The organism is Bradyrhizobium sp. SZCCHNRI3052 (assembly GCF_032484895.1).
GTDB lineage: Bacteria > Pseudomonadota > Alphaproteobacteria > Rhizobiales > Xanthobacteraceae > Bradyrhizobium.
The window spans coordinates 176,796-199,491 of record NZ_JAUETW010000006.1 but is presented as its reverse complement, the minus strand read 5'-3'; the positions used below and the strand labels follow the sequence as shown (position 1 = coordinate 199,491).

Sequence of the window (22,696 nt, the reverse complement as noted above, 5' to 3'; positions counted from 1 at the left end):
GAGGCGGTTGGCGGCATCACGCCGCCAGCGAAGCCGCGGGTGACGGATGACGCACCGCTGCGCTGGCGCAGCGGTTACGGCCCGCGGCCTTGGCCATGTACAGGGCGCGGTCGGCGGCATTGAGCAGGCCGGTCCAGTCCGTGTCGCGCGACGGCGTGACGCTGGCGGCGCCGATGCTGATCGAGGTGGTGCACGCTTCTCCCGCCCACAGCTTGACCTTGCTGCGGATCGTCTCCGCGACGCGCAGCGCATCCGCTTCCGAGGTCCCCGGCAGCAGCACCGCGAACTCCTCGCCGCCATAACGCGCGGCGCAGTCGCCGGCGCGCCGCACCGAATCGGAGATGCACACGGCGATGCCGACCAGCACCTGATCGCCGGCCTGGTGCCCATGGGTGTCGTTGTAGCTCTTGAAGTGATCGGCATCGATCATCAGCAGCCCCAGCGGCGCGCCGGCGCGCTGCGCCCGCCGCCATTCGAGTTCGATGGTCTCGTCGAACTTGCGCCGATTCTTCAGGCCCGTCAGCGGATCCGTGGTCGCGAGCTGCTCCAGTCTGGATTCGACCTTCGCCCGGAGCTGGATCTCGCGCGCGGCGACCTGCGTCGCGGCCAGGACGAACACGATCAGCGCCAGCATCATCGCCCCGATCTCTGCAGCCTCATGGCGCCAGTATGCATAGACGCTGTCCCACGACTTGCTGGCGATCACGACCAGCGGCTCATTGGCATTGCGCCAGACCAGCAGCCGCGGCAGATCGTCCAGCGCGCCATAGCTGCTCGACCAGCCGGCCGGCTCGGTGAGCGCGCGGGTCACGGCCGGCGCCCGCGCCAGGTTGCGCCCGATCGCGCCGGTATCGAACGGCGCGCTGACGATGACGGTGCCGTCGCGCCGGAGCACGGTGATGTTGTCGCCCGCCCCGAGCGTGAGCCTTGCGAACAGGTCGCGGAAATAGCCGATGCGGATCGAGCCGGCGACGACGCCGGCGAAGCGTCCGTCCGGCGTCGAGATGCGGCGGCTGAGAACGATGGAATATTGGCCATGATGCTGAGCGGGCCGCCCGACATAGAGCCCGGTGTCGGGCCGGTCGCGATGCACCTGGAAGAAATCGGCGTCGCTGCGGTCCTCCGGCAGCGGGTCGAGCGTCGACGACTCGAGCGACAGCCGCCCGCGGGCATCAAAGACTTGGATGGTGCCGAAATTCTTCGCGGTGGACGAACGGTCGAACAGGATCAATTGGCGGACGTGCTTGCTGACCTCGTTGATTTCGGGCAGCAACATGTTGCTGGCCACCGCCCGCAGCGAGAGATCGTAGAGCTCGACGGTGCGGCTGATGTCGGCGCCGATGCTGGCGGCCATGTTCTCCAGCGCCTGCCGGGCGCGGACTTCCTCGCTCCGGCGCAGGTCGATCATGACGCTGGCGCAGATGGCGGAGAAACCGATGATGGTCGAGATGGAGCAGGTGATCAGCGTGCGCGCCGAAAGCCGCCAAGGCTGCGTCGCCCGGCCCGTTCGGCGTGTCCAGCGCATCGGATCGTCCCGTCCCCCGTGGAGTCCCGTCCGTAGACTGACGGATAAAGCCGAAGTAACGCATGTTAGGTTAACGAGTCGTTGCGTTCGCCGCGCCTGTCGTCAAGGCGGCCGCACACGCGCTGGTACGATGGAGTCGAGACTTGCCGGACTATGATGCGCTTCGAGACTATCTCAAGCGGCAGACCCGCCCCGAGCTGGTGCTCAGCCTCGACGAGATCGAGGAGCTGATCGGCGACGGCCTGCCGCGCGCCGCGCAGCGCGCCTCGTGGTGGGACAGCCTGCGAAGTCCGCAGGAGAAGATGCCGCAGCGCGAGGCCTGCCTGGCGGCGGGCTATGTCGCGACCCGGCTGCCCGATGGCAAGGGCGTCCGCTTCCGCAAGCTGAAGCCGGAGCGCTGAGCTGTATCCGTGTCCGCGGCACTGGAGCTGTGTCCTGATTTTCCGGCGGTGCGGCAGTGTGGTTGAGCTTTCAGGGCGCGATCGAGCCCGCATTGTGACTGAGGATATGGGAGGCGGACATGAACGAGCAGGACCTGCGCCACGAGATCGCCGCGGTCAAGGACGGGCGGCTGTCGCGCCGCGACTTCGTGCAGCGGATGCTGGCGGCCGGACTGACGGCGCCGCTGGTCGGCATGATGCTGGCGCATTCGGGAGTGGCAATGGCTGCGCAGGAATTCCCCTACAAGCCGACCAAGGCGGGCGGCGGCGGCGCGCTGAAGCTCCTGTTCTGGCAGGCGCCAACCCTGCTCAATCCGCATTTCGCCATCGGCTCCAAGGACCAGGAATCCGCGCGCGCCTTCTACGAGCCGCTGGCCGGCTGGGACGCCGACGGCAATCTCGTCCCGGTGCTGGCGAGCGAGATTCCCAGCGTGGCCAACGGCACCGTCGCGGCCGACGGCACCTGGGTCATCTGGAAGCTCAAGCAGGGCGTGAAGTGGCACGACGGCCAGCCGTTCACTGCCGACGATGTGATCTTCAACTGGCAATATGCCACCAATACCGAGACGTCCGCAGTCACCATCGGCGACTACAAGGACATCAAGACGATCGAGAAGATCGACGACCACACCGTTCGCCTCGTGTTCAGCCAGCCGACGCCGCAATGGTTCACGCCGTTCGTCGGCGGCCGCGGTGCCATCATTCCGAAGCATCTGTTCGGCGACTACATCGGCGCCAAGTCGCGCGAGGCGCCGAACAATCTCAAGCCGGTCGGAACCGGCGCCTATCTGTTCGTCGACTTCAAGCCGGGCGACATACTGACCGGCAAGCTCAATCCCGACTACCACGTTCCGAACCGGCCGTATTTCGACACGCTCGAGATCAAGGGCGGCGGCGACGCGGTATCGGCGGCACGCGCGGTGCTGCAGACCGGCGAATATGACTACGCCTGGAATCTGCAGGTCGAGGACGAGATCCTGGTCAAGCTGGAGACCGGCGGGACCGGGGTCGCCGAGATCGTGCCGACCGGTAATCTCGAATTCATCCTGCTCAATGCCACCGATCCCAATGTCGAGGTCGACGGCGAGCGCTCGAGCCTCAAGACCAAGCACCCGCTGTTCTCGGACCCGGCGGTGCGCGAGGCCATCAACCTCCTGATCGATCGCACCTCGATCCAGAAATTCGTCTATGGCCGCGGCGGCATCGCCACGGCGAACTGCGTCAACAATCCCGCGCGCTATCGCTCGCCCAACACGCGCTTCGAGTTCAACATCGACAAGGCGAACGAGATCCTGGAGAACGCCGGCTGGAAGAAGGGGGCGAGCGGAATTCGGGAGAAGGACGGCAAGCCGCTGAAGCTCGTCTTCCAGACCTCCACCAACGGGCCGCGGCAGAAGAACCAGGCGATCGTCAAACAGGCCTGCCAGAAGGCCGGCATCGAGCTCGAGCTGAAGTCGGTGGTGGGTTCGGTGTTCTTCTCCAGCGACGTCGCCAATCCCGACACCTACACGCACTTCTATTGCGACATGGAAATGCTGATGATCACGATGGCGTCGCCGGAGCCGCAGGCCTTCATGACCCAGTACGTGTCGTGGGAAGCGGCCAGCAAGGCCAATAAATGGCAGGGCCGCAACGTCTCGCGCTGGCAGAGCAAGGAATATGACGATCTCTACAACGAACTCACGCGCGAGCTCGATCCGGTGAAGCGCGCAGCGCTCTATATCAAGCTCAACGACACGGTCTGCGCCGGCCGCCATGTGCTGCCGGAGCTCAACCGTCCGCGCGTCAGCGGCATCCGCAAGGGTTTGCAGACCCATTCCTCGGGATGGGACAACGATCTCTGGCAGTTGCCGAACTGGTATCGAGAGAGCTGAGCGCTGATCGCGGCGTTCGCGCCGAGGCAGTACCTCCCGGCGCGAGCGACCGTCGCGAGCGACGTAGTTCCATTTTCCGGGATGTGACTCGCAGTCAATCTTTCCGCATCTGCGAAGTGCGACAATCGATCCGTTCTTTATTGCGGAATTGGCCCGGATTCTGCTTTGACAGTCGCTTCGAAGGCTGATCCAATTTTATGCAGTTCCCGATCGATCCAGGACGGGGACGCGTTTTTGGCATTCAGCACCACCTTTGGAGTCGATGGATGAACGAGCGTGACCTCCGTAGCCAGATCGCTGATGTCAAAGCAGGACGCCTGTCACGGCGCGAATTTGTGCAGCGGATGATTGCCGTGGGGCTGACCGCGCCGATGGCTGGCGCGATGCTCTCCTACTCAGGCGCCGCGGTCGCTGCTGATGCCATCCCCTACAAGCCGACCAAGGCCGGTGGCGGCGGTCCGCTCAAGCTGCTGCTCTGGCAGGCGCCGACGCTGCTCAATCCGCATTTCGCCATCGGCACCAAGGACCAGGAGGCCAGCCGCCTGTTCTACGAACCGCTGGCCGGATGGGACAAGGACGGCAATCTGGTGCCGATTCTCGCGGCCGAGATTCCGAGCAAGGAGAATGGCGGTCTTGCCGCCGACGGCATGTCGGTGACCTGGAAGCTGAAGAAGGGCGTCAAATGGCACGACGGCAAGCCGTTCACCGCCGACGACGTCATCTTCAACTGGGAATACGCCAACAACCCCGAGACCTCGGCGGTCTCGATCGGCAGCTACAAGAACGTCAAGTCGATCGAGAAGATCGACGATCTGACCGTGAAGCTGGTCTTTCCGCAGCCGACGCCGTTCTGGGCCGATGCCTTCGTCGCCTCGTTCGGCTGCATCATCCCCAAGCATCACTTTGCGGATTATATCGGGGCGAAGTCGCGCGAGGCGCCGGCGAACCTGAAGCCGGTCGGTACCGGTCCCTACATGTTCGTGGACTTCAAGCCGGGCGACACCGTCGCCGGCAAGCGCTTTCCGGACTATCACGTGCCGACGCAGCCCTATTTCGACACGGTCGAGATCAAGGGCGGCGGCGACGCGGTCTCCGCTGCGCGCGCAGTGCTGCAGACCGGTGAATACGATTACGCCTACAATCTGCAGGTCGAGGACGAGATCCTGACCAAGCTCGAGGCGGGCGGCCAGGGCAAGACCGAGCTGACGCTGACCGGCAACATCGAGTATATCGGCCTCAACGTCACCGATCCCAATGTCGAGGTCGACGGCGAGCGCGCCAGCCTGAAGACCAAGCACCCGCTGTTCTCCGATCCCGAGGTGCGCAAGGCGATCAATCTCCTGATCGACCGTGCGTCGGTGCAGAAGTTCATCTATGGACGCGCCGGCGTCGCGACGCCCAACTTTCTCAACAACCCCGAGCGCTTCCGCTCCAAGAACAATACTTTCGAGTTCTCGATCGAGAAGGCCAACCAGATCCTCGACGCCGCCGGCTGGAAGAAGGGCGCCTCCGGCATCCGCGAGAAGGACGGCAAGCCGCTCAAATTCGTGTTCCAGACCTCGATCAACGGCCCGCGCCAGAAGAATCAGGCGATCATCAAGCAGGCGTTCCAGAAGGCCGGCATCGAGGTCGAGCTGAAGTCGGTGGTCGCGTCGGTGTTCTTCTCCTCGGACGTCGCGAACCCCGACACCTACTCGCATTTCTACTGCGATATGCAGATGTATCAGACCACGATGCCGCAGGCGGATCCGCAGTTCTTCATGAACCAGTTCGTGTCCACCGAGGCCGCGACCAAGGAGAACAAGTGGCAGGGCCGCAACATCTGCCGCTGGCAGAACAAGGAGTATGACGAGACCTACATGCTGGCCCAGAGCGAGCTCGATCCGGTCAAGCGCGCCGCGCTGTTCATCAAGCTCAACGATCTCGTCGTGCGTGACAACTACGTCCTGCCGGAGATCAACCGGCTCAATGCGATCGGCGTGAAGAACGGCATGGTGCTGTACAAGAGCGGCTGGGACAACGATCTGGCGTTCATCGCCACCTGGTATCGGGCGAGCTGACGCGCGGCCAGCATGACCAGCCAGACATCGTAGGGGTGGAGCGATGGGAAACTATCTTCTCAGGCGCCTCATCGTCGCTGTGCCGAGCCTGCTCGGCATCAGTCTCATTCTGTTCGTGCTGCTCGCGCTGGCACCGGGCGATCCGTTCGGCGAGCTCGCGAGCAACCCGAACGTGCCGCCCGAGGTGCGCGAGGCGCTGCGCATCAAGTTCGGGATGAACGATCCCGTGCTGTTGCGCTATGTCCACTGGCTGGTCGCCATGTTCCAGGGCGACTGGGGCTTCTCCTTCGCCAGCCGCGTCAACGTCGACACGCTGATCCTGCAGCGGATACCGACCACGCTCTACGTGGTCGGCACCGCGCAGATCCTGGCGCTGGCGGTGGCGCTGCCGGTGGGCGTGCTCGCGGCGCGGCGGCCGTATTCGATCTTCGACCAGATCGCCAACACCTTCGCCTTCATCGGCTTCTCGCTGCCGACCTTCTTCACCGGCCTGTTGCTGATCCTGATCTTCAGCGTCAATCTCGGCTGGCTGCCGTTCGTCTATCGCGCCGACCTGCAGGCGACCGGCTGGCAATGGTGGTGGGAGAGCATCAAGCAGGCGATCATGCCGGTCATGGTGCTCGGCCTCTACCAGGCGGCGTCCTATACGCGCTATGTTCGCTCCGCCGTGCTCGACGTCATCAAGCTCGACTACGTCACGACCGCGCGTTCCAAGGGCCTCGACGAGCGCAAGGTGATCGTCAAGCACGTCGTGCGCAATGCGCTGATCCCGGTGGTGACGCTGGTCGCGCTGCAGATGCCGACGGTGTTCGGCGGCGCCATCGTCACCGAGCAGATCTTCCGCATTCCCGGCATCGGCTCGCTCCTGATCAGCGCGATCCTCGCCAACGATACGCCGGTCATCATGGCGGTGACCTTCGTGTTCGCCTGCCTCGTCGTCCTCTTCAACCTCATCGCAGACATTCTGTATGGCTGGCTTGACCCACGCATCTCCTTCCGTTGAGACGGTGCCGGTCGTCGCATCGCCCAAACGGCGTTTCTCGCCGGGCCGCGACGCGCTCCGCCGCTTCCTCCGTCACCGCCTTGCGGCGGCCAGCATCGTCGTGCTGCTGCTGCTCGCGCTCTCGATCCTGCTCGGCCCGTGGCTGTGGCGGATTCCGATCAACGAGATCGACTTCACGGCACGCCTCGCGCCGCCGTCCTGGGAGCACCCGTTCGGCACGGACGATCTCGGCCAGGATCTGCTGGCGCGCATGATCTATGGCGGCCGCATCTCGCTTGCGGTCGGCTTTGCCGCGATGGGCGTGGCGCTGTTCGCCGGCATTCTCGTCGGTGCGATCGCCGGCTCGGCCAAGGGACCGGTGGATGCCGCGCTGATGTGGCTGACCGATCTGTTTCTGTCGCTGCCGCAACTGCCGCTGCTGCTCCTGATCATCTATTTGTTCCGCGATTTCCTCAAGGGCTGGCTCGGCCCGGAGGGCGGCGTGTTCGTTCTCATCGTGCTCGTGATCGGCGGCTTTCGCTGGATGCATGTGGCGCGTCTGGTCCGCGCCCAGTTCCTGTCGCTGCGCGAGAAGGAATTCGTCGAGGCGGCGCGCGCGCTCGGCGCCTCCAACACCCGTCTCGTCGTCCGCCACATCCTGCCGAACGCGCTGGGGCCGGTGATCGTCGCCGGCACCATCGACGTCGCGGCCGCGATCATCGCGGAATCGACGTTGTCGTTCCTCGGTCTCGGCTTCCCTCCGGACATTCCGACCTGGGGCCGGCTGCTGTTCGACGCCAAGGACTATCTCGACATCGCGCCGCATTGGGCGCTGTTCGCCGGCGGCGCGATCTTCCTCACGGTCATCGCGATCAACTTCATCGGCGATGGCCTGCGCGATGCGCTCGATCCGCGGAAGGTGATGTGATGGACGCGCGCGTAGCTCCGCTGCTCGAGATCAAGGGGCTGAAGACCTATTTCAACACCGACGAGGGCGAGGTCCAGGCCGTCGACGGCGTCGACATCTCGATCGGCAGCGGCGAGACCCTGTGCGTGGTCGGCGAGTCCGGCTCCGGCAAGACCGTCACCGCGATGTCGGTGCTGAAGCTGATCGCGATGCCGCCCGGCCGCATCGCCGGGGGCCAGATCCTGTGGCAGGGCCGTGACCTGGTGCCGCTCGGCTCGTCCGAGATGAACAAGATCCGCGCCAGCGAGATCGCGATCGTGTTCCAGGAGCCGATGACCTCGCTCAACCCGGTCTACACCGTCGGCGATCAGATCGCCGAGGTGATCCGGCTGCATCAGGGCCTGTCCAACAAGGCGGCGATGGATCGGGCGGCCGAGATGCTGGCGCTGGTGCAGATCCCCAATCCGAAAGCCCGCGTGCACGACTATCCGCACCATTTCTCCGGCGGCATGCGCCAGCGCGTGATGATCGCGATGGCGCTGTCATGCAATCCCAAGCTCCTGATCGCCGACGAGCCGACGACGGCGCTCGACGTCACGATCCAGGCGCAGATCCTCGATCTGCTGCTCGACATGAAGGAGCGGCTCGGCATGTCGATCATGCTGATCACCCACGCGATGGGCGTCGTGGCCGAGGTCGCGCAGCGTGTCGTGGTGATGTATGCCGGCCGGGTCGCGGAGGAGGCGCCGGTCGAGCGGCTGTTTGCCAATCCGCGCCATCCCTATACGCAGGGCCTGATCCGCTCGATACCGCGGATCGATCTCGACGCGGTCAGGAAGAGCCGGCTGGAAAGCATCCCCGGCAGCGTGCCGAAGCTGGTCAATCCGCCGGAGGGCTGCCGCTTCGCCTCTCGCTGCCGCTTCGCCATTCCCGATTGCAGGACCGCGCAGCCTCTGCTGCGCGAGATCGAGCCCGGCCACAAGGTGGCGTGCATCCGCGCCGAAGAGACGTTGCTGTGATGACCGAAGCTGCCATTGCCACCCCCGTCGTACCCGCGCCGCTGCTCAGCGTACGCAACCTGACCAAGGCGTTCCCGATCCGGGGCGGGCTCTTGAAGCGCCAGATCGGCAGCGTGCGGGCCGTGGACGGCGTCAACTTCGACATCGAGCCGAGCGAGACCTTCGGCCTCGTCGGCGAGTCCGGCTGCGGTAAGTCGACCACCGGGCGCTGCGTCCTCAGGCTGATCGAGCCGAGCTCGGGCGAACTGAATTTCGAGGGCAAGGACGTCATCGCGCTGTCCGGCGACAGGCTGCGCGCGCTCCGCCGCGACATTCAGATCATCTTCCAGGACCCCTATGCCTCGCTCAACCCGCGCATGACCATCGGCGCCATCATTGGCGAGGCGCTGACCATCCATGGGCTGGCGACCTCACGCCAGCAATACGAGGCGCGCATCGTTCATCTCCTGGAGACCGTCGGCCTGCAGGCCGACCACATGACGCGCTATCCGCACGAGTTCTCGGGCGGCCAGCGCCAGCGCATCGGCATCGCGCGGGCGATCGCGGTCGAGCCCAAGCTGATCATCTGCGACGAGCCGGTGTCGGCGCTCGATGTGTCGATCCAGGCCCAGGTCATCAACCTGCTCGAGGATCTGCAGCAGAAGTTCGGCATCGCCTATCTGTTCGTCGCCCACGACCTCTCGGTCGTCGAGCACATCAGCCGCCGCGTCGCGGTGATGTATCTTGGCCGCATCGTCGAGACCGCGCCGTCACGCCAGCTCTATTCGACGCCGAAACATCCCTACACCGAGGCGCTGCTGTCGGCGGTGCCGATCCCGGATCCGAGCGTCAAGCGCAAGCGCGTGCGGCTCAAGGGCGAGGTGCCGAGCCCGATCAATCCACCATCGGGCTGTCACTTTCACACCCGCTGCCCGATCGCCAAGGACGTCTGCAGCAAGGAAGTGCCGCCATTGAAGGCAAGCGCCGAGGGGCATCTCGTCGCCTGCCATTTCCGTTGAGGCGGAGGTCGGCGCGTTACGCCGCCTGACGGTCCGAGACCAGCGCCGTCAGCCGCGCCGATTGCTCCGGGTTCAATGCGAACTGGACCAGCGCGGTACGGTCGCCAACGCGGGTCACGGTCCCCGGCAGATCGGACACCATGCCGGTGATGGCAAGCGTCACCGACGTGTTCATCGTCAGACGAACCGGAACGGCTTCGAGCAGGGCGCCGCCGAGCGAGAGGTTGCGCACGGTGACAGGGATCGCTTCGCCGTTCACCTGCAGCGTGCCCGGGCGGTTGATGTTGAGCCGCGTCGACAGCCGGCGATCGACGTCGGCAGTCGACGTCCGGATCACCCGCACCAGTTCGGTGCGCAGCCGCTGCACCTTGTCGGCGACAACAGTCGAGCCGTCGCGGATGTCGGTCGAGCGCCGGCCGGCCTCGCTGGCTTCGCGAGAGACCTCGGCGATCTGGCTGGCGACCTCGCGCGCGGCGGCGGACGTCTCCTCGACCGTGCGCGAAATCTCGATGGTCACGCTGTTCTGCGCCTGGATCGCATCGGCAATGCCGGAGGATACGGCTTCGACGTTGCGGATGACTTCGCCGATCGCCCCGATCGAGGTGACCGAGGCGCGGGTCGAGTCCTGAATCTCGGCAATCTGCTGCGCGATCTCGCTGGTCGCCTTGGCGGTCTGCTCGGCAAGCGATTTCACCTCGGAGGCGACGACCGCAAAGCCGCGGCCTGCATCGCCGGCCCGGGCGGCCTCGATGGTGGCGTTCAGCGCCAGCAGGTTGGTCTGGCCGGCAATCTCGCTGATCAGGCTGGTCACGGCGCCGACCTTGTCGGCGGCTTCCGACAGCTTCGCGATGGTGGCCTGGGCGTCGGACGACGCGGCGACGGCCTTGCGCGTGAGCTCGCGCGACGAGCTGACCTGGCTGGAGATCTGCGAGATCGAGGCGGCGAGCTGGGCCGACGCCTTGGCGACCGTCTGGGTGGTGGCGAGGGCCTGCTCGGCCGCCGCCGCAACGCTGCTCGAGTTGCGCTCCAGCGTCAGCGCACTGTCGGTCATCGACTTGGCATTGTCGGCCATGTGGCCGGTTCCCTGCGCGACCTCGCCGACCGCGCTGCTGGCGGCCTGCTCGACGGCTTCGGCCATCTCCTGCAGCGCCTTGGTCTTGATGCGCTCTGCGACCTGCCGCTGCTCGTCTTCGAGCATCGCGGTCTGCCGCGCCTTCTCCTCGGTCTTCTGCCTGAACTGCTCGATCGAGCGCGCCATGTCGCCGAGCTCGTCGCTGCGGTTCTGGCCCGGCAGTTTGATGTCGAAGTTTCCATTGCCGAGCTCGGTCAGCGCGCCGCTCATCGCGGCCAGCGCCGACGACATCCGCCGCGCGATGATCAGCGTGATCGACCCGATGATCAGCATCACCAGCATGGCGGCAATGAACACGCTGCGCTTGCTCTCCCACATCTGGGCTTCGAGATCGTCGACATAGACGCCGGTGCCGACGATCCAGCCCCAGGGCTCGAAGCCGGCGACATAGGACATCTTCGGCTGTGGCGCATCCTTGCCGGGCTTCGGCCACATGTAGTCGACGACGCCGGCGCCCTGGCGCTTGACGACGTCGACCATTTCGACGAACAGCCGCTTTCCGGTCGGGTCCTTGTTGTCAGCGAGGTTCTGACCATTCAGCTCCGGCTTGATCGGATGCATGACCATCTTCGGACCCATGTCGTTGATCCAGAAGTAGTCACCGCTGCCGTAGCGCAGCTTGCCGATCCGCTCGGCCGCCTTCTTCTGCGCGACCTCGGGCGCCACCTTGTCGCGCGCGATCGCGTCATATTCCTCGCGGGCGATGCTGACTGCCGTCTGCGCCAGATGGCTCAGCTCGCTCTGCCGCTGATCCTTGAGAGCGGTCTCGAGGTTCTGGCTCTGCGTTGCGGCGAGCCCCACCAGTCCACAGAACGACAGGCCGATGATCGCGTAGATGCGGAAAGCGAGAGAGAAACGCGGCTGAGCCATGGGGCGGTCCGGGCAAATGAGGGAGCTAGATGCGAGTGATTTTAAGGATTCGCAGTTGATGCCCGGTTAAGTGTGGATGGTAACCAATTGCCGCACTCGCGAGGCATTCCCGTAGTAATACGAGCGCCGTCTTGTGAGTGAGTTGAGTAGTTGCGTAGTTCTGGGTCAGGACATGTCGGGCCTGATCAGCTCGGTCGCGGTTTCATCCTTCAGTCGTGCGACCAGATCGGCGCGGCGGGTGAGCACTGCGCGCTGGTTGATATAGCCCTTGTCAGTGATCTCGCCGGCATCGAGCAAGGGCGGCTCCGCCATCAACAGCGCACGGGTCGCATAGCGCGACGAGCCGACCGCCTCGGTGCGGAGCCTGGCCAATCCTCGCGCGATGGCGGTGCGCACCGATGGATGCGCCAGAACGTCGCCGGCCGGGACGGCCTCGGTCATCCCGGCAGCGCCGCGGCACGCTGCGATGTTGGGCACGATGAGAAAGTGCACCTCGTCGGTGCCGTGGCCGGCGATCACGATGTCCTGCGCCAACGGCGCCAGCGCCGCGATGCCGGCGACGCGCAGCGCGCCGACGTTCACCCATGTCCCGGAGCTGAGCTTGAAATCCTCGGTGATGCGGCCGTCGAAGAACAGGCCGCGCTCCGGATGCTCGGGATCTGCAAGCTTCACGGCGTCGCCGATCTTGTAGAAGCCCTCCTCGTCGAAAGCCGCGGCCGTGAGTTCGGGCGCCTTCCAATAGCCCGGCATCACGTTCGGCCCGCGCACGCGCACCTCGAGCTTCTCGCCGGTCGGCACCAGCTTGAGCTCTGTGCCGGGGATGGGCACGCCGATGTTGCCGGCGCGCTCGGCGAAGAAGTGGCAGTCGGTCGCGAGCGGCGATGTCTCGGTGGCGCCCCACGCCGACACCAGCGGTGCAGGGCGGCCGATCGTGGCCCGGCTCATCTCGTTGAGCGCATCCCACAGATTTTGCGGCAAGGCCGCGGCCGCATAGAGGATGCACCTGACGCCGGAGAAAAATCTGCGGCGCAGATCGTCGTCGGACCTGAGTGCCGCGACCAGCATGTCGAAGCCGCGCGGCACGTTGAAATAGATCGTCGGCACCAGGCTGCGTAGATTGGCGAGCGACGTCTCGAACAGGCCCGGCGCAGGCTTGCCGCCGTCGATGTAGATCGACCCGCCGTGGCTCAGCACCAGGTTGAAATTGTGGTTGGCGCCGAAGGTGTGGCTCCATGGCAGCCAGTCGACGATGACGGGGCCGCCCTCGACCTCGCGCAGGAACGTCCACAACTGCGCCTTGGCCTGCTGGCTCATCGTCAGCATCCGGTGCGTGTTGATCACCGCTTTCGGCTGCCCGGTCGAGCCGGAGGTGAACAGCAGCTTGGCCACCGTGTCCGGCGTGACCGCGGCGAAGGCGCGGTCGACCTCCGGCCCGGGCTTTGTCGCGAGCAGGGCCTGCAGCGACAGCGCGCTCGTTGCATCGCCGTCGCCGGCGATGACCGTCGCCCGATGCAGGCCGTTGACGGCGGCGAGCGCGCGCGCGAACGGCTCGCGCTGGGCGACGAAGATGGCGCCGGGATCGAGCAGACGGATCATCGCACGCAGCTTCTCGTGGTCCGTCGACATCAGCGAATAGGCCGGGGAGATCGCGCAGACGGGGATGCCGACGTGCTGCGCGGCGAGCGCCAGCACGGCATGCGCGATGCTGTTGTCGGACAGGATCGCCAGCGGACGCTCGGGACCGAGGCCCTGCGCGAGCATCCAGGCCGCGGCGGCGCGGACCTGCATCAATGTTTCGCCGTAGGTGAGCCAGGTCCAGTTGTCGCCACGACGTTCGGCCAGGAACGTGCGATCCGGGAAATGGCGGCCCCAATGCTCCAGCCATTCGCCGGTGCAGCGCGCGGCCGGCTGCAGCGGCATGCGCGAGCGCAGGATGATCGCGCCGTCGTCGCGCCTGACAGCCTCGATCGACGGCTCGGCGAACATCGCAGGCTCGGAGGCGCGGCGTTCTGCATCAGCCATGGCGCGTCTCCGGGCTGCGGGAGGTGATCGCTGAAGCTGCAGTGCGGGAGGAACACGCTGCGCGGCGGGCGCCGCGATCGGGTGTAATGCGCTGCCGCATTGCGGTTGCAATGCAGGCAACCATCGCCATCGATGACGGCATGCGTTTCCCTCCCATGTTGTATTCGTTGACCGCGAGACTAACAGAATGGTTGTACTTTGCAATTATTGTGGATGTGACCGATTGGAGCGGCTTGCCCCTGTGACGGCATCGGTCTAGGCAGGGATGCCTCATGTCAGCGAGCCAGCATGCCCAAGAGCGCGAGCACCGGAGCGCAGCGACACGCAACCAGCCAGGATTCCGGGATCGGTCTCGGTGAGCTCGAGAACCATCTCGGCTATTTCGTCCGCCGCCTGCAGCACTGGATTTTCCGCGACGTCAACGCCGCGCTCGCGACGATCGACCTCGACGTCATCCTCTATTCGATCCTGGAGACGATCGCGGCCAATCCCGGCGCCGCGCAGATCGCGATCGCCGGCGCGCTGGGCATCGAGCGCGCGCGCATGGTCGCGCTGCTCGACGACCTGCAGCAGGCCGGCCTGATCGTGCGCGAGCGCTCCGAGCACGACCGCAGGGCCCATGCGCTCGGCCTGACGCCGCGTGGCCGCCTGCTGCTCAAGAAGGCCAATGCACTGGTCGCCGCGCACGAGAAGCGGGTGGCACGCCGGCTCGGGGGCGACAATTATCGCCGCGCGCTCACGGCGCTGTCGCAGTTCGAGACGGACTAGGCTCGTCGCGAACGGGCCATGTCGCGAGCCTTCTGCCCCGCAAGCACGCATCGGTCATCACTCACACGGCACCCTTTACGCGGTACCGCGGTAAATCTACCTCAAACGAAGCAAAATGAAAGATGCATCCTGAGGCTGTTGCCGTCCTGGATGCATTGCAGCCTCAGCTCGCCGCTTCCAGCCGCTCTTCCGTGAGAAGCCGCATCGCGGCGTCGGCGTCCATCGGCTCGCCGAAGGCGTAGCCCTGGGCGTATTCGCAGCCGAGCTGATAGAGCTCGACGGCATCGGAGTCGGTCTCCGCGCCTTCCGCCACCACGTCCATGCCGAGGTCGTGCGCCAGCGCGATGATCGATTTGAGGATGACGGGACGGGTGCCGCGCGCGGTGGTGCGCACGAACGACTGGTCGATCTTCAAGGTGTCGAACGGGAAGCGCTGCAGATAGGCCAGCGAGGAATGGCCGGTGCCGAAATCGTCGATCGACAGGCCGACGCCGAGCTCGCGGATGCGCGCCAGCATCTGCGCGGCGTGCTCGGGGTTTTCCATCACCAGCGATTCCGTCAGCTCGATCTTGAGCGAGCCGCGCGCCACCGAAGAGCGCGCCAGCACCGAGCGGATGTCGTGGATCAGGTCGTGGCGCAGGAGCTGGCGGGAGGAGACGTTGACGCTGGCGAAGATCGGCTCGCGCAGCCGTGTCGCGCGCTGCCACACCGAGAGCTGCCGCGCCGTCTGGTCGAGCACGAAGGTGCCGAGATCGACGATCAGGCCGATCTCTTCCGCGATGGTGATGAACTCGATCGGCGACATCCGGCCGAGCTTCGGATGGTCCCAGCGTGCCAACGCCTCGAAGCCGGCGATCGAGCGATCCTCCAGCCGCACGATCGGCTGGTAAAGGATGGTGATCTCCTGGCGCTCGATCGAGCGGCGCAGCTCGCTCTCCAGGGTCAGGCGGTCGTTCTTGCGCGCGCGCATCGCCGGCTTGTAGACGTCGATGCGGTCGCCGCCGATGCGCTTGGAATGATACATCGCAAGCTCGGCATCCTTGATGATGTCCTCCGACAGTTGCGTCTGCGGATCGGACAAAGCGAGCCCGATCGAGGCGGTCAGGAAGATCTCGCGCTCGTTGAAGGCGATCGGCGCGCGGATGGTCTTGCGGATGGTCTCGGCGAAGGCGGTGATGCGGGCGGGGTCCTGCTCGGACAGCAGGATCAGGCCGAACTGATCGCCGGCCAGCCGCGCCAGCGTGTCCTGGGGCTTGAGGATGCGCGACAGCCGCCGCGCCAGGGTCAGCAGGATGGAATCGCCGACCGCAATGCCGACGGAGTCGTTGACCTGCTTGAAGCGGTCGAGATCGATCACCATCAGGGTCGGCCGCATGGCCGGCATCGACTTGGCGAAATTGGCGACGGCGGCAAGACGGTCGATGAACAGCTTGCGGTTGGGCAGGCCGGTCAGATTGTCGTGCACGCTGTCGTGGAGCAGGCGCTCCTCGGCATTCTTGAACTCGGTCACGTCCGTCAAGGTGCCGACCACGCGCGAGACCTCGCCGTCGGAGCCGACCACGGGGCGCGCCTTCAGCGCGAACCACATGAAATGGCCATCGGGCGTGCGCAGCCGGAAGTCCTGCACCAGGCGGCCGCGGCGCTGGTCGAGGACACTGTCGAGCGCAGCGCGGAAGCGGTCCTGATCGAGCGGATGCAGCACCTCGAGCCATTTCGCGGCCGGACCTTCGAGCGTGCCGCGCTTGAGGCCGAGCAGGCTCTCGGTCTCCGGGCTGGTGAACACCTTGTCGGCGGAGACGTCCCAGTCCCAGATCAGGTCGCCGGAGCCGGCGAGCGCCAGCGCGCGGCGCTCGACGTCGGAGACGATGCCGGTGGTGGCGCCGCCGCCGGCGAAGGCGTGCTGCATCACCGTAAAGCCGATCAGCATCACGATCAGCACGAGGCCGCCGAGCAGCGCCGGGCCGACGATGTCGTTGGTGACCTGGCCCGCGACCGTCATGCCGGCGGCGGCGACCCACACAGTGAGCAGGAACCAGGTCGGGATCAGCAGCACCGCGCGGTCGAAGCCGTGGCTGGAGAGATAGACGATCAGCGCAAAGCCCAGCACGGCGATCAAGAGCAACGACATGCGCGCGATGCCCGAGGCCACCGCCGGGTCGAACAGCGCCACCGCGACCAGCGAGCCCAGGAAGAACAGCCAGCCCAGCGTGATGTGCGAGTAGCGAACGTGCCAGCGCGACAAATTGAGATAGGCGAACAGGAACACCAGCAGGGTCGCGGCGAGGATCGCCTCGCCCGCCGCGCGCCAGACGCGCTCGGCATTGTTCGACATGTCCAGGACCTTGCCCCAGAAGCCGAAATCGACGCCGATATAGACCAGCACCGCCCAGGCCAGCGCCGCAGCCGCCGGAAACATGATACTGCCCTTGACCACGAACAGGATCGTGAGAACGAGGGCGAGAAGACCGGAGATGCCGATCACGATGCCCTGGTACAGCGTGAACGAGTTGACCTTGTCCTTGTAGGCCTCGGGCTCCCACAGATAGAGCTGCGGCAGCTTGTCCGTGCGCAGCTCGGCCACGAAGGTGACGACCGAGCCCGGATCGAGGGTGACGCGGAAGACGTCGGCGGTCGGACTCTCCTGCCGCTCCGGCAGGTCGCCGACCGAGGGCGTGATGGTGGCGATGCGCGACAGGCCGAGATCGGGCCACAACACGCCGGAGCCGACCACGCGGTAGTGCGGTGCCACGATCAGGCGGTCGAGCTGGTCGTCGGTGTTGTTGGCCAGTGCGAACACGATCCAGTTCTGGCCGCCCTCGCGGGCCCGCACCTCGATGCGGCGGACGATGCCGTCGGTGCCGGGCGCGGTCGAGACCTGGATGCGGTCGTTCTCGCTGCGCTGATGATCGAGGATGCCCGTGAGGTCGATCGCAGGCGCGTCGCTGCGAACGCTGACGGCGTCAACGGCCTGAGCGGGGGCAGCGGCACCACACATCACGAGGCCCAGCGCCGCCAACGACGCGAGGCACCTGATCAGACGCAATGTCAAATCTCCGCGTTCGACACCAATCCAAAGCGAAACAAGCCAAATCGAAAGAGGTCGTCGCCGGGCTAATTGGAGCCGTTCCAGGCACGGTTCAGCTGTGCGCGATCATTGGCACGAAAGCGAGGAGAATCAAAGAGTTTCCAAACACGCTGTGTTTAGACTGCGCCTAGATTTCCAACACAATTTTGCCAATATGTTGGCTCGTCTCCATGCGTGCATGCGCTTTGGCTGCATCTGCGAGGGGAAAGGTCGAGTCCATCAATGGCTTGATGCGGCCCTCGCGCAGGAACGGCATCACCTTGGCCTCGATCGCCGCCACCATCGCCGCCTTGTCGGCGTTGCTGCGCGGGCGCAGCGTAGATCCGGTATGGGTCAGGCGCTTCACCATCAGCTTGACGAAATTGACTGACGCCGTGGGGCTGGCGAGGAAGGCGATCTGGACGATGCGGCCATCGGTGGCCGCGGCGTCGTAGTTGCGCTCGATGTAGTCGCCGCCGACCATGTCGAGGATGACGTTGGCGCCCTTGCCGCCGGTCGCTTCCTTGACCGCGGCGACGAAATCCTCCGTCTTGTAGTTGATGGCGCGGTCGGCGCCGAGCTTCACGCAGGCGTCGACCTTGTCCTGCGAGCCGACGGTGACCAGCACCTTGGCGCCGAATGCCTTGCCGAGCTGGATCGCCATGGTGCCGATGCCGGAGGAGCCGCCATGCACCAGCAGGGTCTCGCCCGCCTTCAGGCCGCCGCGCTCGAACACGTTGTGCCAGACCGTCATCAGGGTCTCGGGCAGGGCGCCGGCTTCCAGGAGGGACAGCGCCGGCGGCACCGCCATCGCCTGCGCGTCTTGTGCGATGCAATATTGCGCATAGCCGCCGCCGGCGACCAGGGACATCACGGTGTCGCCGAGCTTGTGCCGGACGGCGCCCTCGCCGAGCGCCACGACCTCCCCGGCCACTTCCAGCCCCGGCAGGTCGCTGGCGCCGGGCGGCGGCGGATAGCTGCCGGAGCGCTGGGCGACATCGGGACGGTTAACGCCGGCGGCCTTCACCTTGATCAGGATCTCGCCGGGGCCGGGCTTGGGCACGGGCCGGGTTTCCGGCTTGAGCACCTCGGGTCCGCCCGGCTGGCTGATGGCGACCACGGTCATTTGCGCGGGCAGCTGTTCCATGAGAAATCCTTCGGCGAGGGCTGAAAGCGGGTGCTGCCGCGTGCTTAAGCCAGCCGGGGCATGGCTGGCAACCGGGAGGAGGGTGAGATGGCGAACGAGGACGACGATCGGCCGCGCAAGGCCGTTTCGCACGAAATCGGGCAGGATCTGTCGATGCTGTCGGTCGAGGAGCTGACCAGCCGGGTGGCGCTGCTCCGGGCCGAGATCGAGCGCATCGAGCAGGCGGTGGCGAAAAAGCGCGCCTCGCGTGATGCCGCCGCCAGCATCTTCAAGTCGTGAACCTCGCGGCCGTAGAAACGCGGTCGGCCAGTGGCCGACATGGCTAACGAAGATTGAAAAATTTTCGCCATTTACGGTTGATTAAGCTTTCGCGTTTACAACCGGAACCGTCCTCGTTTGGACACCGAGTGGCTCCTGTCCACTCTGTTTGACGCCTCCCTGTTATCAACTTCAAAGCCGCCGGAAACGGCGGCTCTTTTTTTGCGCCCGCGCCGAGCCGGGCGAACCGGGCGGTCGCCCGTGGCGCGCTCCCCCATGCGCAGGCGGCGATCGTGGAACGAACGTCGTGCCGGCTCATTGCGCCCGTGCCGGTCTTCGGTCGCCAGCAGGTCAGGCGCGAAAATCCTGTGCGCCGCGGCAGGCGTGACGATCCTCGTTCGACGACTGCAAACTATTGCCGTGATCATGGTTGCTAGTTGAGCTGATCGTGCGACTCGGCCGCGATCGGCCGTGTTGCAGTCGCAAATGGTACGAGGGCACGGCATGGCCCACGCCGTGGAAACCATAAAAGGCGTTGCTGCTGGACTCTCGAAACCGGCCGCGCAATGATTTGTTCATCATACCGGCGACGTTGCCGGGTTGCGTAAACAGTCGCGTTTAAGAGGCGTTAACCATGTCGGACCGTTTGCTGGGCGATGGCGCTCTGGTTCAGTTCAACGAGCGGCTCACCAATTCTGCTGCATTCGGCGCGCTGTTCCGGGAAGGCATGGATCTGGTCGAGGAGACCGCCGCCTATCTCGATGGCGACGGCCGCAACGAGGCCAAGGCGCTCGACCGCGCCGTCAGCCTGACCTACGCGACCGAGAGCATGCGTCTCACCACCCGCCTGATGCAACTGGCGTCCTGGCTGCTCCTGCACCGCGCGGTGAAGGAGGGCGAGATGACCCTGAGCCAGGCCAACCGCGAGAAGACCAAGGTCAAGCTCACCGCCGCAGATCCCGGGCCGGATGATCTGCTGGAGAAGCTGCCGCAGCAGCTGCAGAGCCTGATCTCGCGCTCGATGAGCCTGCAGGTGCGGGTCCGCCGGCTCGACTCGACAATTCATTCCCCGCCGCCGGACCAGAGCGCGATCGGCAATCCGCTGGTGCCGCATCTCAACCGGCTGAAGGCCGCGTTCGAGCAGTAGGCCCCGGCATCGGGCGGCCCCCGCCGGGGCCGCTCCCCCAGCCGAAGGTCTCGTTGCGACCAGCTCAGAAACAAAAACGCCCCCGTTTCCGGGGGCGTTTTGCTGTGAGCTCTCGATCAGGCGCAGGCCAGGAAGGCCGGTGCCGAGGGCAAGAAGGCATCAATCCTTCTTGAGGAAGCCCTGGAACTTCTTCTGGAAGCGCGAGACACGGCCGCCGCGATCCATGATCTGCTGGGTGCCACCGGTCCAGGCCGGGTGCGACTTGGGGTCGATGTCGAGGTTGAGCTTGTCGCCCTCTTTGCCCCAGGTCGAGCGGGTCTGGTACTCGGTGCCATCGGTCATCACGACCGTAATCGTATGATAATTCGGGTGAATGTCGGCTTTCATGGCTGATCCTACGGCACGATGCGAAGACATGATGCGACGCGGCCGCGCCTGATCCTGTCGTCACTGAAGGGGGACAATTGGCGGGCTCTATAGCCCAAGGTTCTGCCCAAAACAAGCCAAGGTCGCGGATGAACACCTTGGTACGTTTCCGGATTTGCCAAGCCCGGCCCGGCGGGCCTATCAGGACGGCAGATCGGTATTTGGAAGAATTCTCAGGTGGCCCATGAGCGCAGTGGAACGGCTTGACGAGCGGCAGGGCGCTGCCCCAGGGCAGGATCCGGTTGGAGATGCCGTTGCGGCCGTCGAGGCATTGGCCGAGCCGGCAAGCCCTGTGCGGCGCTCGAAGCTGCGCCCGCTGCTGGCGCTGTCTCCCTATGTCCTGCGCTATCGCGGCCGCGCCCTGCTGGCGCTGATCGCGCTCACGGTCGCGGCCCTGACCACGCTTCTGGTGCCGATCGCGGTCCGCCGCATGATCGATTTCGGCTTCACGCCGAAAGGCATCGAGCTGATCAACAGCTATTTCAGCGTCATGATCGCCGTCGTGGCGGTGCTCGCGCTGGCAAGCGCGGCCCGCTACTACCTCGTCATGACGATCGGCGAGCGCATCGTCGCCGATCTCCGGCGCGACGTGTTCGCGCATCTGATGTCGCTGTCGCCGTCGTTCTTCGATTCCGCGCGCTCCGGCGAGCTGGTGTCGCGGCTCACCGCCGACACCACCCAGATCAAATCGGCGGCGGGCGCCTCCGTTTCGATCGCGCTGCGCAATCTGCTGCTGTTCATCGGCGCCACCGCGATGATGGTGATCACGAGCCCGAAGCTGTCCGGCTTCGTGCTGCTGGCGATCCCGCTGATCGTGCTGCCGCTGGTGGCGTTCGGGCGCTGGGTCCGGCGGCTGTCGCGCAACGCCCAGGACACGCTCGCCGACGCCTCGGCCTATGCGTCCGAGCTGATCGGCTCGATCAGGACGGTGCAGGCCTATACCAGCGAGAGGCTCGCGGCGGCGCGTTTCGGCGGCGAGGTCGAGCAGGCCTACGAGGCGGCGCGGATCTCGACCCAGGCGCGCGGCGTGCTCACCGCGATCATCATCTTCATCGTGTTCTCCAGCGTCGTCGCGATCCTCTGGGTCGGCTCCCACGACGTGCTGACCGGTGCGATCAGCGCCGGACGGCTCGGTCAGTTCGTGCTCTACGCGGCCTTCGCGGCCGCCGGGCTCGGCCAGCTCTCGGAGGTCTGGGGCGAAGTGTCGGCGGCGTCCGGCGCCGCCGAGCGGCTGTTCGAGCTGTTGCACGTGCAGCCGGAAATCACGGCGCCGGCGCAGCCGCGCCCGATGCCGGAGCCGGCGCGTGGCGACCTCGGCTTCGAGCGGGTCAGCTTCGCCTATCCGGGTCGCCCCGATGTCCGCGTCCTCGATGACGTCTCGTTTGCGATCCGCGCCGGTGAGAAGGTCGCGATCGTCGGCCCCTCCGGCGCCGGCAAGAGCACGCTGTTCCATCTTCTGCTGCGCTTCTACGATCCCGCCTCCGGCTCGATCTCGTTCGACGGTGTGCCGGTGCGCGCGGCCGACCCGCGCAGGATGCGCGAGCGCATCGCGCTGGTGCCGCAGGAATCCGTGGTGTTCGCCGCCAGTGCGCGCGAGAACATCCGCTTCGGCCGGCCGGAGGCGACCGACGCCGAGGTCGAGCGCGCCGCCGATCTCGCTCATGCCAGCGAATTCATCCGCCGCTTGCCGGACGGCTTCGACACCTCGCTCGGCGAGCGCGGCGTCACGCTCTCGGGCGGCCAGCGCCAGCGCATCGCCATCGCGCGCGCCATCCTGCGCGATGCGCCGCTGCTGCTGCTCGACGAGGCGACCTCGGCGCTCGACGCCGAGAGCGAGACGCTGGTGCAGACCGCGCTCGAGGGGCTGATGAAGGACCGTACCACGCTGGTGATCGCGCATCGCCTCGCGACGGTGCTGTCCTGCGACCGCATCCTGGTCATGGATCGCGGCCGCATCGTCGAGCAGGGCACCCACACGTCGCTGGTTGCGGCCAACGGCCTCTATGCGCGGCTGGCCCGGCTGCAGTTCGAGGGCGTGTAGTTCCTGCAACACCGTG

The 22,696-nt window shown here is 65.9% G+C and carries 17 protein-coding genes; 11 read left to right on the top strand and 6 right to left on the bottom strand.

All coding sequences use genetic code 11. The annotated features are described in order from the left end of the window. Positions 1-16 precede the first annotated feature (16 nt). Entirely contained in the window at positions 17-1,525 is a 1,509-nt protein-coding gene (locus QW887_RS18625) for a sensor domain-containing diguanylate cyclase (RefSeq protein ID WP_315713879.1), read from the bottom strand. A 143-nt stretch (positions 1,526-1,668) separates the two neighbouring features. Between QW887_RS18625 and QW887_RS18620 the strand changes: the two genes are divergently transcribed. From QW887_RS18620 to QW887_RS18590, 7 genes are all read left to right on the top strand, one after another. Next, positions 1,669-1,926, top strand: a complete 258-nt coding sequence (locus QW887_RS18620) for a hypothetical protein (protein WP_315713880.1) — start codon at positions 1,669-1,671, stop codon at positions 1,924-1,926. A 119-nt stretch (positions 1,927-2,045) separates the two neighbouring features. Next, the gene (locus QW887_RS18615) at positions 2,046-3,839 is read left to right on the top strand and encodes a peptide ABC transporter substrate-binding protein (RefSeq protein ID WP_315713881.1); all 1,794 of its coding nucleotides are present in this window, start codon (positions 2,046-2,048) and stop codon (positions 3,837-3,839) included. Between the two features lie 266 nt (positions 3,840-4,105). After that, the gene (locus QW887_RS18610; protein WP_315713882.1) at positions 4,106-5,899 is read left to right on the top strand and encodes a peptide ABC transporter substrate-binding protein; all 1,794 of its coding nucleotides are present in this window, start codon (positions 4,106-4,108) and stop codon (positions 5,897-5,899) included. A 43-nt stretch (positions 5,900-5,942) separates the two neighbouring features. Further along, the gene (locus tag QW887_RS18605; RefSeq protein WP_315713883.1) at positions 5,943-6,902 is read left to right on the top strand and encodes an ABC transporter permease; all 960 of its coding nucleotides are present in this window, start codon (positions 5,943-5,945) and stop codon (positions 6,900-6,902) included. Then, positions 6,868-7,809: an ABC transporter permease gene (locus QW887_RS18600; RefSeq protein WP_315713884.1), complete on the top strand. Its 942-nt coding sequence runs from the start codon at positions 6,868-6,870 to the stop codon at positions 7,807-7,809. The genes QW887_RS18605 and QW887_RS18600 overlap by 35 nt, the downstream gene beginning before the upstream one ends. Next, positions 7,809-8,807 carry an ABC transporter ATP-binding protein gene (locus tag QW887_RS18595; RefSeq protein WP_315826015.1) on the top strand — a complete coding sequence of 333 codons (999 nt, stop codon included), beginning with the start codon at positions 7,809-7,811 and terminating at the stop codon, positions 8,805-8,807. Before QW887_RS18600 ends, QW887_RS18595 begins: the two co-directional genes overlap by 1 nt. Further along, a complete protein-coding gene (locus QW887_RS18590; protein ID WP_316169482.1) occupies positions 8,807-9,805 on the top strand; it encodes a dipeptide ABC transporter ATP-binding protein in 999 nt (332 codons plus the stop codon). The genes QW887_RS18595 and QW887_RS18590 overlap by 1 nt, the downstream gene beginning before the upstream one ends. 16 nt (positions 9,806-9,821) lie before the next feature. On the opposite strand, the gene QW887_RS18585 is transcribed toward QW887_RS18590, so the two are convergent. Both QW887_RS18585 and QW887_RS18580 read right to left on the bottom strand, forming a co-directional pair. Further along, complete coding sequence (locus QW887_RS18585) at positions 9,822-11,807, bottom strand: cache domain-containing protein (RefSeq protein ID WP_316191668.1); 1,986 nt, start codon at positions 11,805-11,807, stop codon at positions 9,822-9,824. A gap of 165 nt (positions 11,808-11,972) precedes the next feature. Beyond that, a complete protein-coding gene (locus tag QW887_RS18580) occupies positions 11,973-13,829 on the bottom strand; it encodes a feruloyl-CoA synthase (RefSeq protein ID WP_316194806.1) in 1,857 nt (618 codons plus the stop codon). 288 nt (positions 13,830-14,117) lie between these two features. Here QW887_RS18580 and QW887_RS18575 point away from each other — a divergent pair, with 288 nt between their 5' ends. Beyond that, positions 14,118-14,597, top strand: coding sequence for a MarR family winged helix-turn-helix transcriptional regulator (locus tag QW887_RS18575; protein ID WP_316172632.1), 480 nt, complete (start codon positions 14,118-14,120; stop codon positions 14,595-14,597). Positions 14,598-14,760: 163 nt separating this feature from the next. On the opposite strand, the gene QW887_RS18570 is transcribed toward QW887_RS18575, so the two are convergent. Both QW887_RS18570 and QW887_RS18565 read right to left on the bottom strand, forming a co-directional pair. Beyond that, entirely contained in the window at positions 14,761-17,640 is a 2,880-nt protein-coding gene (locus QW887_RS18570; RefSeq protein ID WP_315713890.1) for an EAL domain-containing protein, read from the bottom strand. A 169-nt stretch (positions 17,641-17,809) separates the two neighbouring features. Further along, the gene (locus tag QW887_RS18565) at positions 17,810-18,808 is read right to left on the bottom strand and encodes an NAD(P)H-quinone oxidoreductase (RefSeq protein WP_316194805.1); all 999 of its coding nucleotides are present in this window, start codon (positions 18,806-18,808) and stop codon (positions 17,810-17,812) included. A gap of 87 nt (positions 18,809-18,895) precedes the next feature. Here QW887_RS18565 and QW887_RS18560 point away from each other — a divergent pair, with 87 nt between their 5' ends. Together QW887_RS18560 and QW887_RS18555 are read left to right on the top strand one after the other, a co-directional pair. Continuing rightward, the gene (locus QW887_RS18560) at positions 18,896-19,087 is read left to right on the top strand and encodes a DUF1192 domain-containing protein (RefSeq protein WP_315713892.1); all 192 of its coding nucleotides are present in this window, start codon (positions 18,896-18,898) and stop codon (positions 19,085-19,087) included. A gap of 613 nt (positions 19,088-19,700) precedes the next feature. Beyond that, positions 19,701-20,213, top strand: a complete 513-nt coding sequence (locus QW887_RS18555) for a DUF1465 family protein (RefSeq protein WP_315713893.1) — start codon at positions 19,701-19,703, stop codon at positions 20,211-20,213. Positions 20,214-20,372: 159 nt separating this feature from the next. Here the strand turns inward: QW887_RS18555 and rpmE are convergent, their stop codons facing one another. Beyond that, on the bottom strand, positions 20,373-20,600 hold the full coding sequence (gene rpmE, locus QW887_RS18550; protein WP_012046762.1) for a 50S ribosomal protein L31: 228 nt from the start codon (positions 20,598-20,600) through the stop codon (positions 20,373-20,375). A 223-nt stretch (positions 20,601-20,823) separates the two neighbouring features. Here rpmE and QW887_RS18545 point away from each other — a divergent pair, with 223 nt between their 5' ends. Then, complete coding sequence (locus tag QW887_RS18545) at positions 20,824-22,680, top strand: ABC transporter ATP-binding protein/permease (RefSeq protein WP_315713894.1); 1,857 nt, start codon at positions 20,824-20,826, stop codon at positions 22,678-22,680. The last annotated feature ends 16 nt before the right edge of the window (positions 22,681-22,696 follow it).

What these genes read in the sequence shown, in the direction of transcription:
- QW887_RS18625 (WP_315713879.1), bottom strand. Translation starts at nt 1,525, where the DNA reads ATGCGCTGGACACGCCGAACGGGCCGGGCGACGCAGCCTTGGCGGCTT.
- QW887_RS18590 (WP_316169482.1), top strand. Translation starts at nt 8,807, where the DNA reads ATGACCGAAGCTGCCATTGCCACCCCCGTCGTACCCGCGCCGCTGCTC.
- QW887_RS18565 (WP_316194805.1), bottom strand. Translation starts at nt 18,808, where the DNA reads ATGGAACAGCTGCCCGCGCAAATGACCGTGGTCGCCATCAGCCAGCCG.
- QW887_RS18595 (WP_315826015.1), top strand. Translation starts at nt 7,809, where the DNA reads ATGGACGCGCGCGTAGCTCCGCTGCTCGAGATCAAGGGGCTGAAGACC.
- QW887_RS18555 (WP_315713893.1), top strand. Translation starts at nt 19,701, where the DNA reads ATGTCGGACCGTTTGCTGGGCGATGGCGCTCTGGTTCAGTTCAACGAG.
- rpmE (WP_012046762.1), bottom strand. Translation starts at nt 20,600, where the DNA reads ATGAAAGCCGACATTCACCCGAATTATCATACGATTACGGTCGTGATG.
- QW887_RS18580 (WP_316194806.1), bottom strand. Translation starts at nt 13,829, where the DNA reads ATGGCTGATGCAGAACGCCGCGCCTCCGAGCCTGCGATGTTCGCCGAG.
- QW887_RS18615 (WP_315713881.1), top strand. Translation starts at nt 2,046, where the DNA reads ATGAACGAGCAGGACCTGCGCCACGAGATCGCCGCGGTCAAGGACGGG.
- QW887_RS18545 (WP_315713894.1), top strand. Translation starts at nt 20,824, where the DNA reads ATGAGCGCAGTGGAACGGCTTGACGAGCGGCAGGGCGCTGCCCCAGGG.
- QW887_RS18610 (WP_315713882.1), top strand. Translation starts at nt 4,106, where the DNA reads ATGAACGAGCGTGACCTCCGTAGCCAGATCGCTGATGTCAAAGCAGGA.
- QW887_RS18585 (WP_316191668.1), bottom strand. Translation starts at nt 11,807, where the DNA reads ATGGCTCAGCCGCGTTTCTCTCTCGCTTTCCGCATCTACGCGATCATC.
- QW887_RS18575 (WP_316172632.1), top strand. Translation starts at nt 14,118, where the DNA reads ATGCCCAAGAGCGCGAGCACCGGAGCGCAGCGACACGCAACCAGCCAG.
- QW887_RS18600 (WP_315713884.1), top strand. Translation starts at nt 6,868, where the DNA reads ATGGCTGGCTTGACCCACGCATCTCCTTCCGTTGAGACGGTGCCGGTC.
- QW887_RS18560 (WP_315713892.1), top strand. Translation starts at nt 18,896, where the DNA reads ATGGCGAACGAGGACGACGATCGGCCGCGCAAGGCCGTTTCGCACGAA.
- QW887_RS18605 (WP_315713883.1), top strand. Translation starts at nt 5,943, where the DNA reads ATGGGAAACTATCTTCTCAGGCGCCTCATCGTCGCTGTGCCGAGCCTG.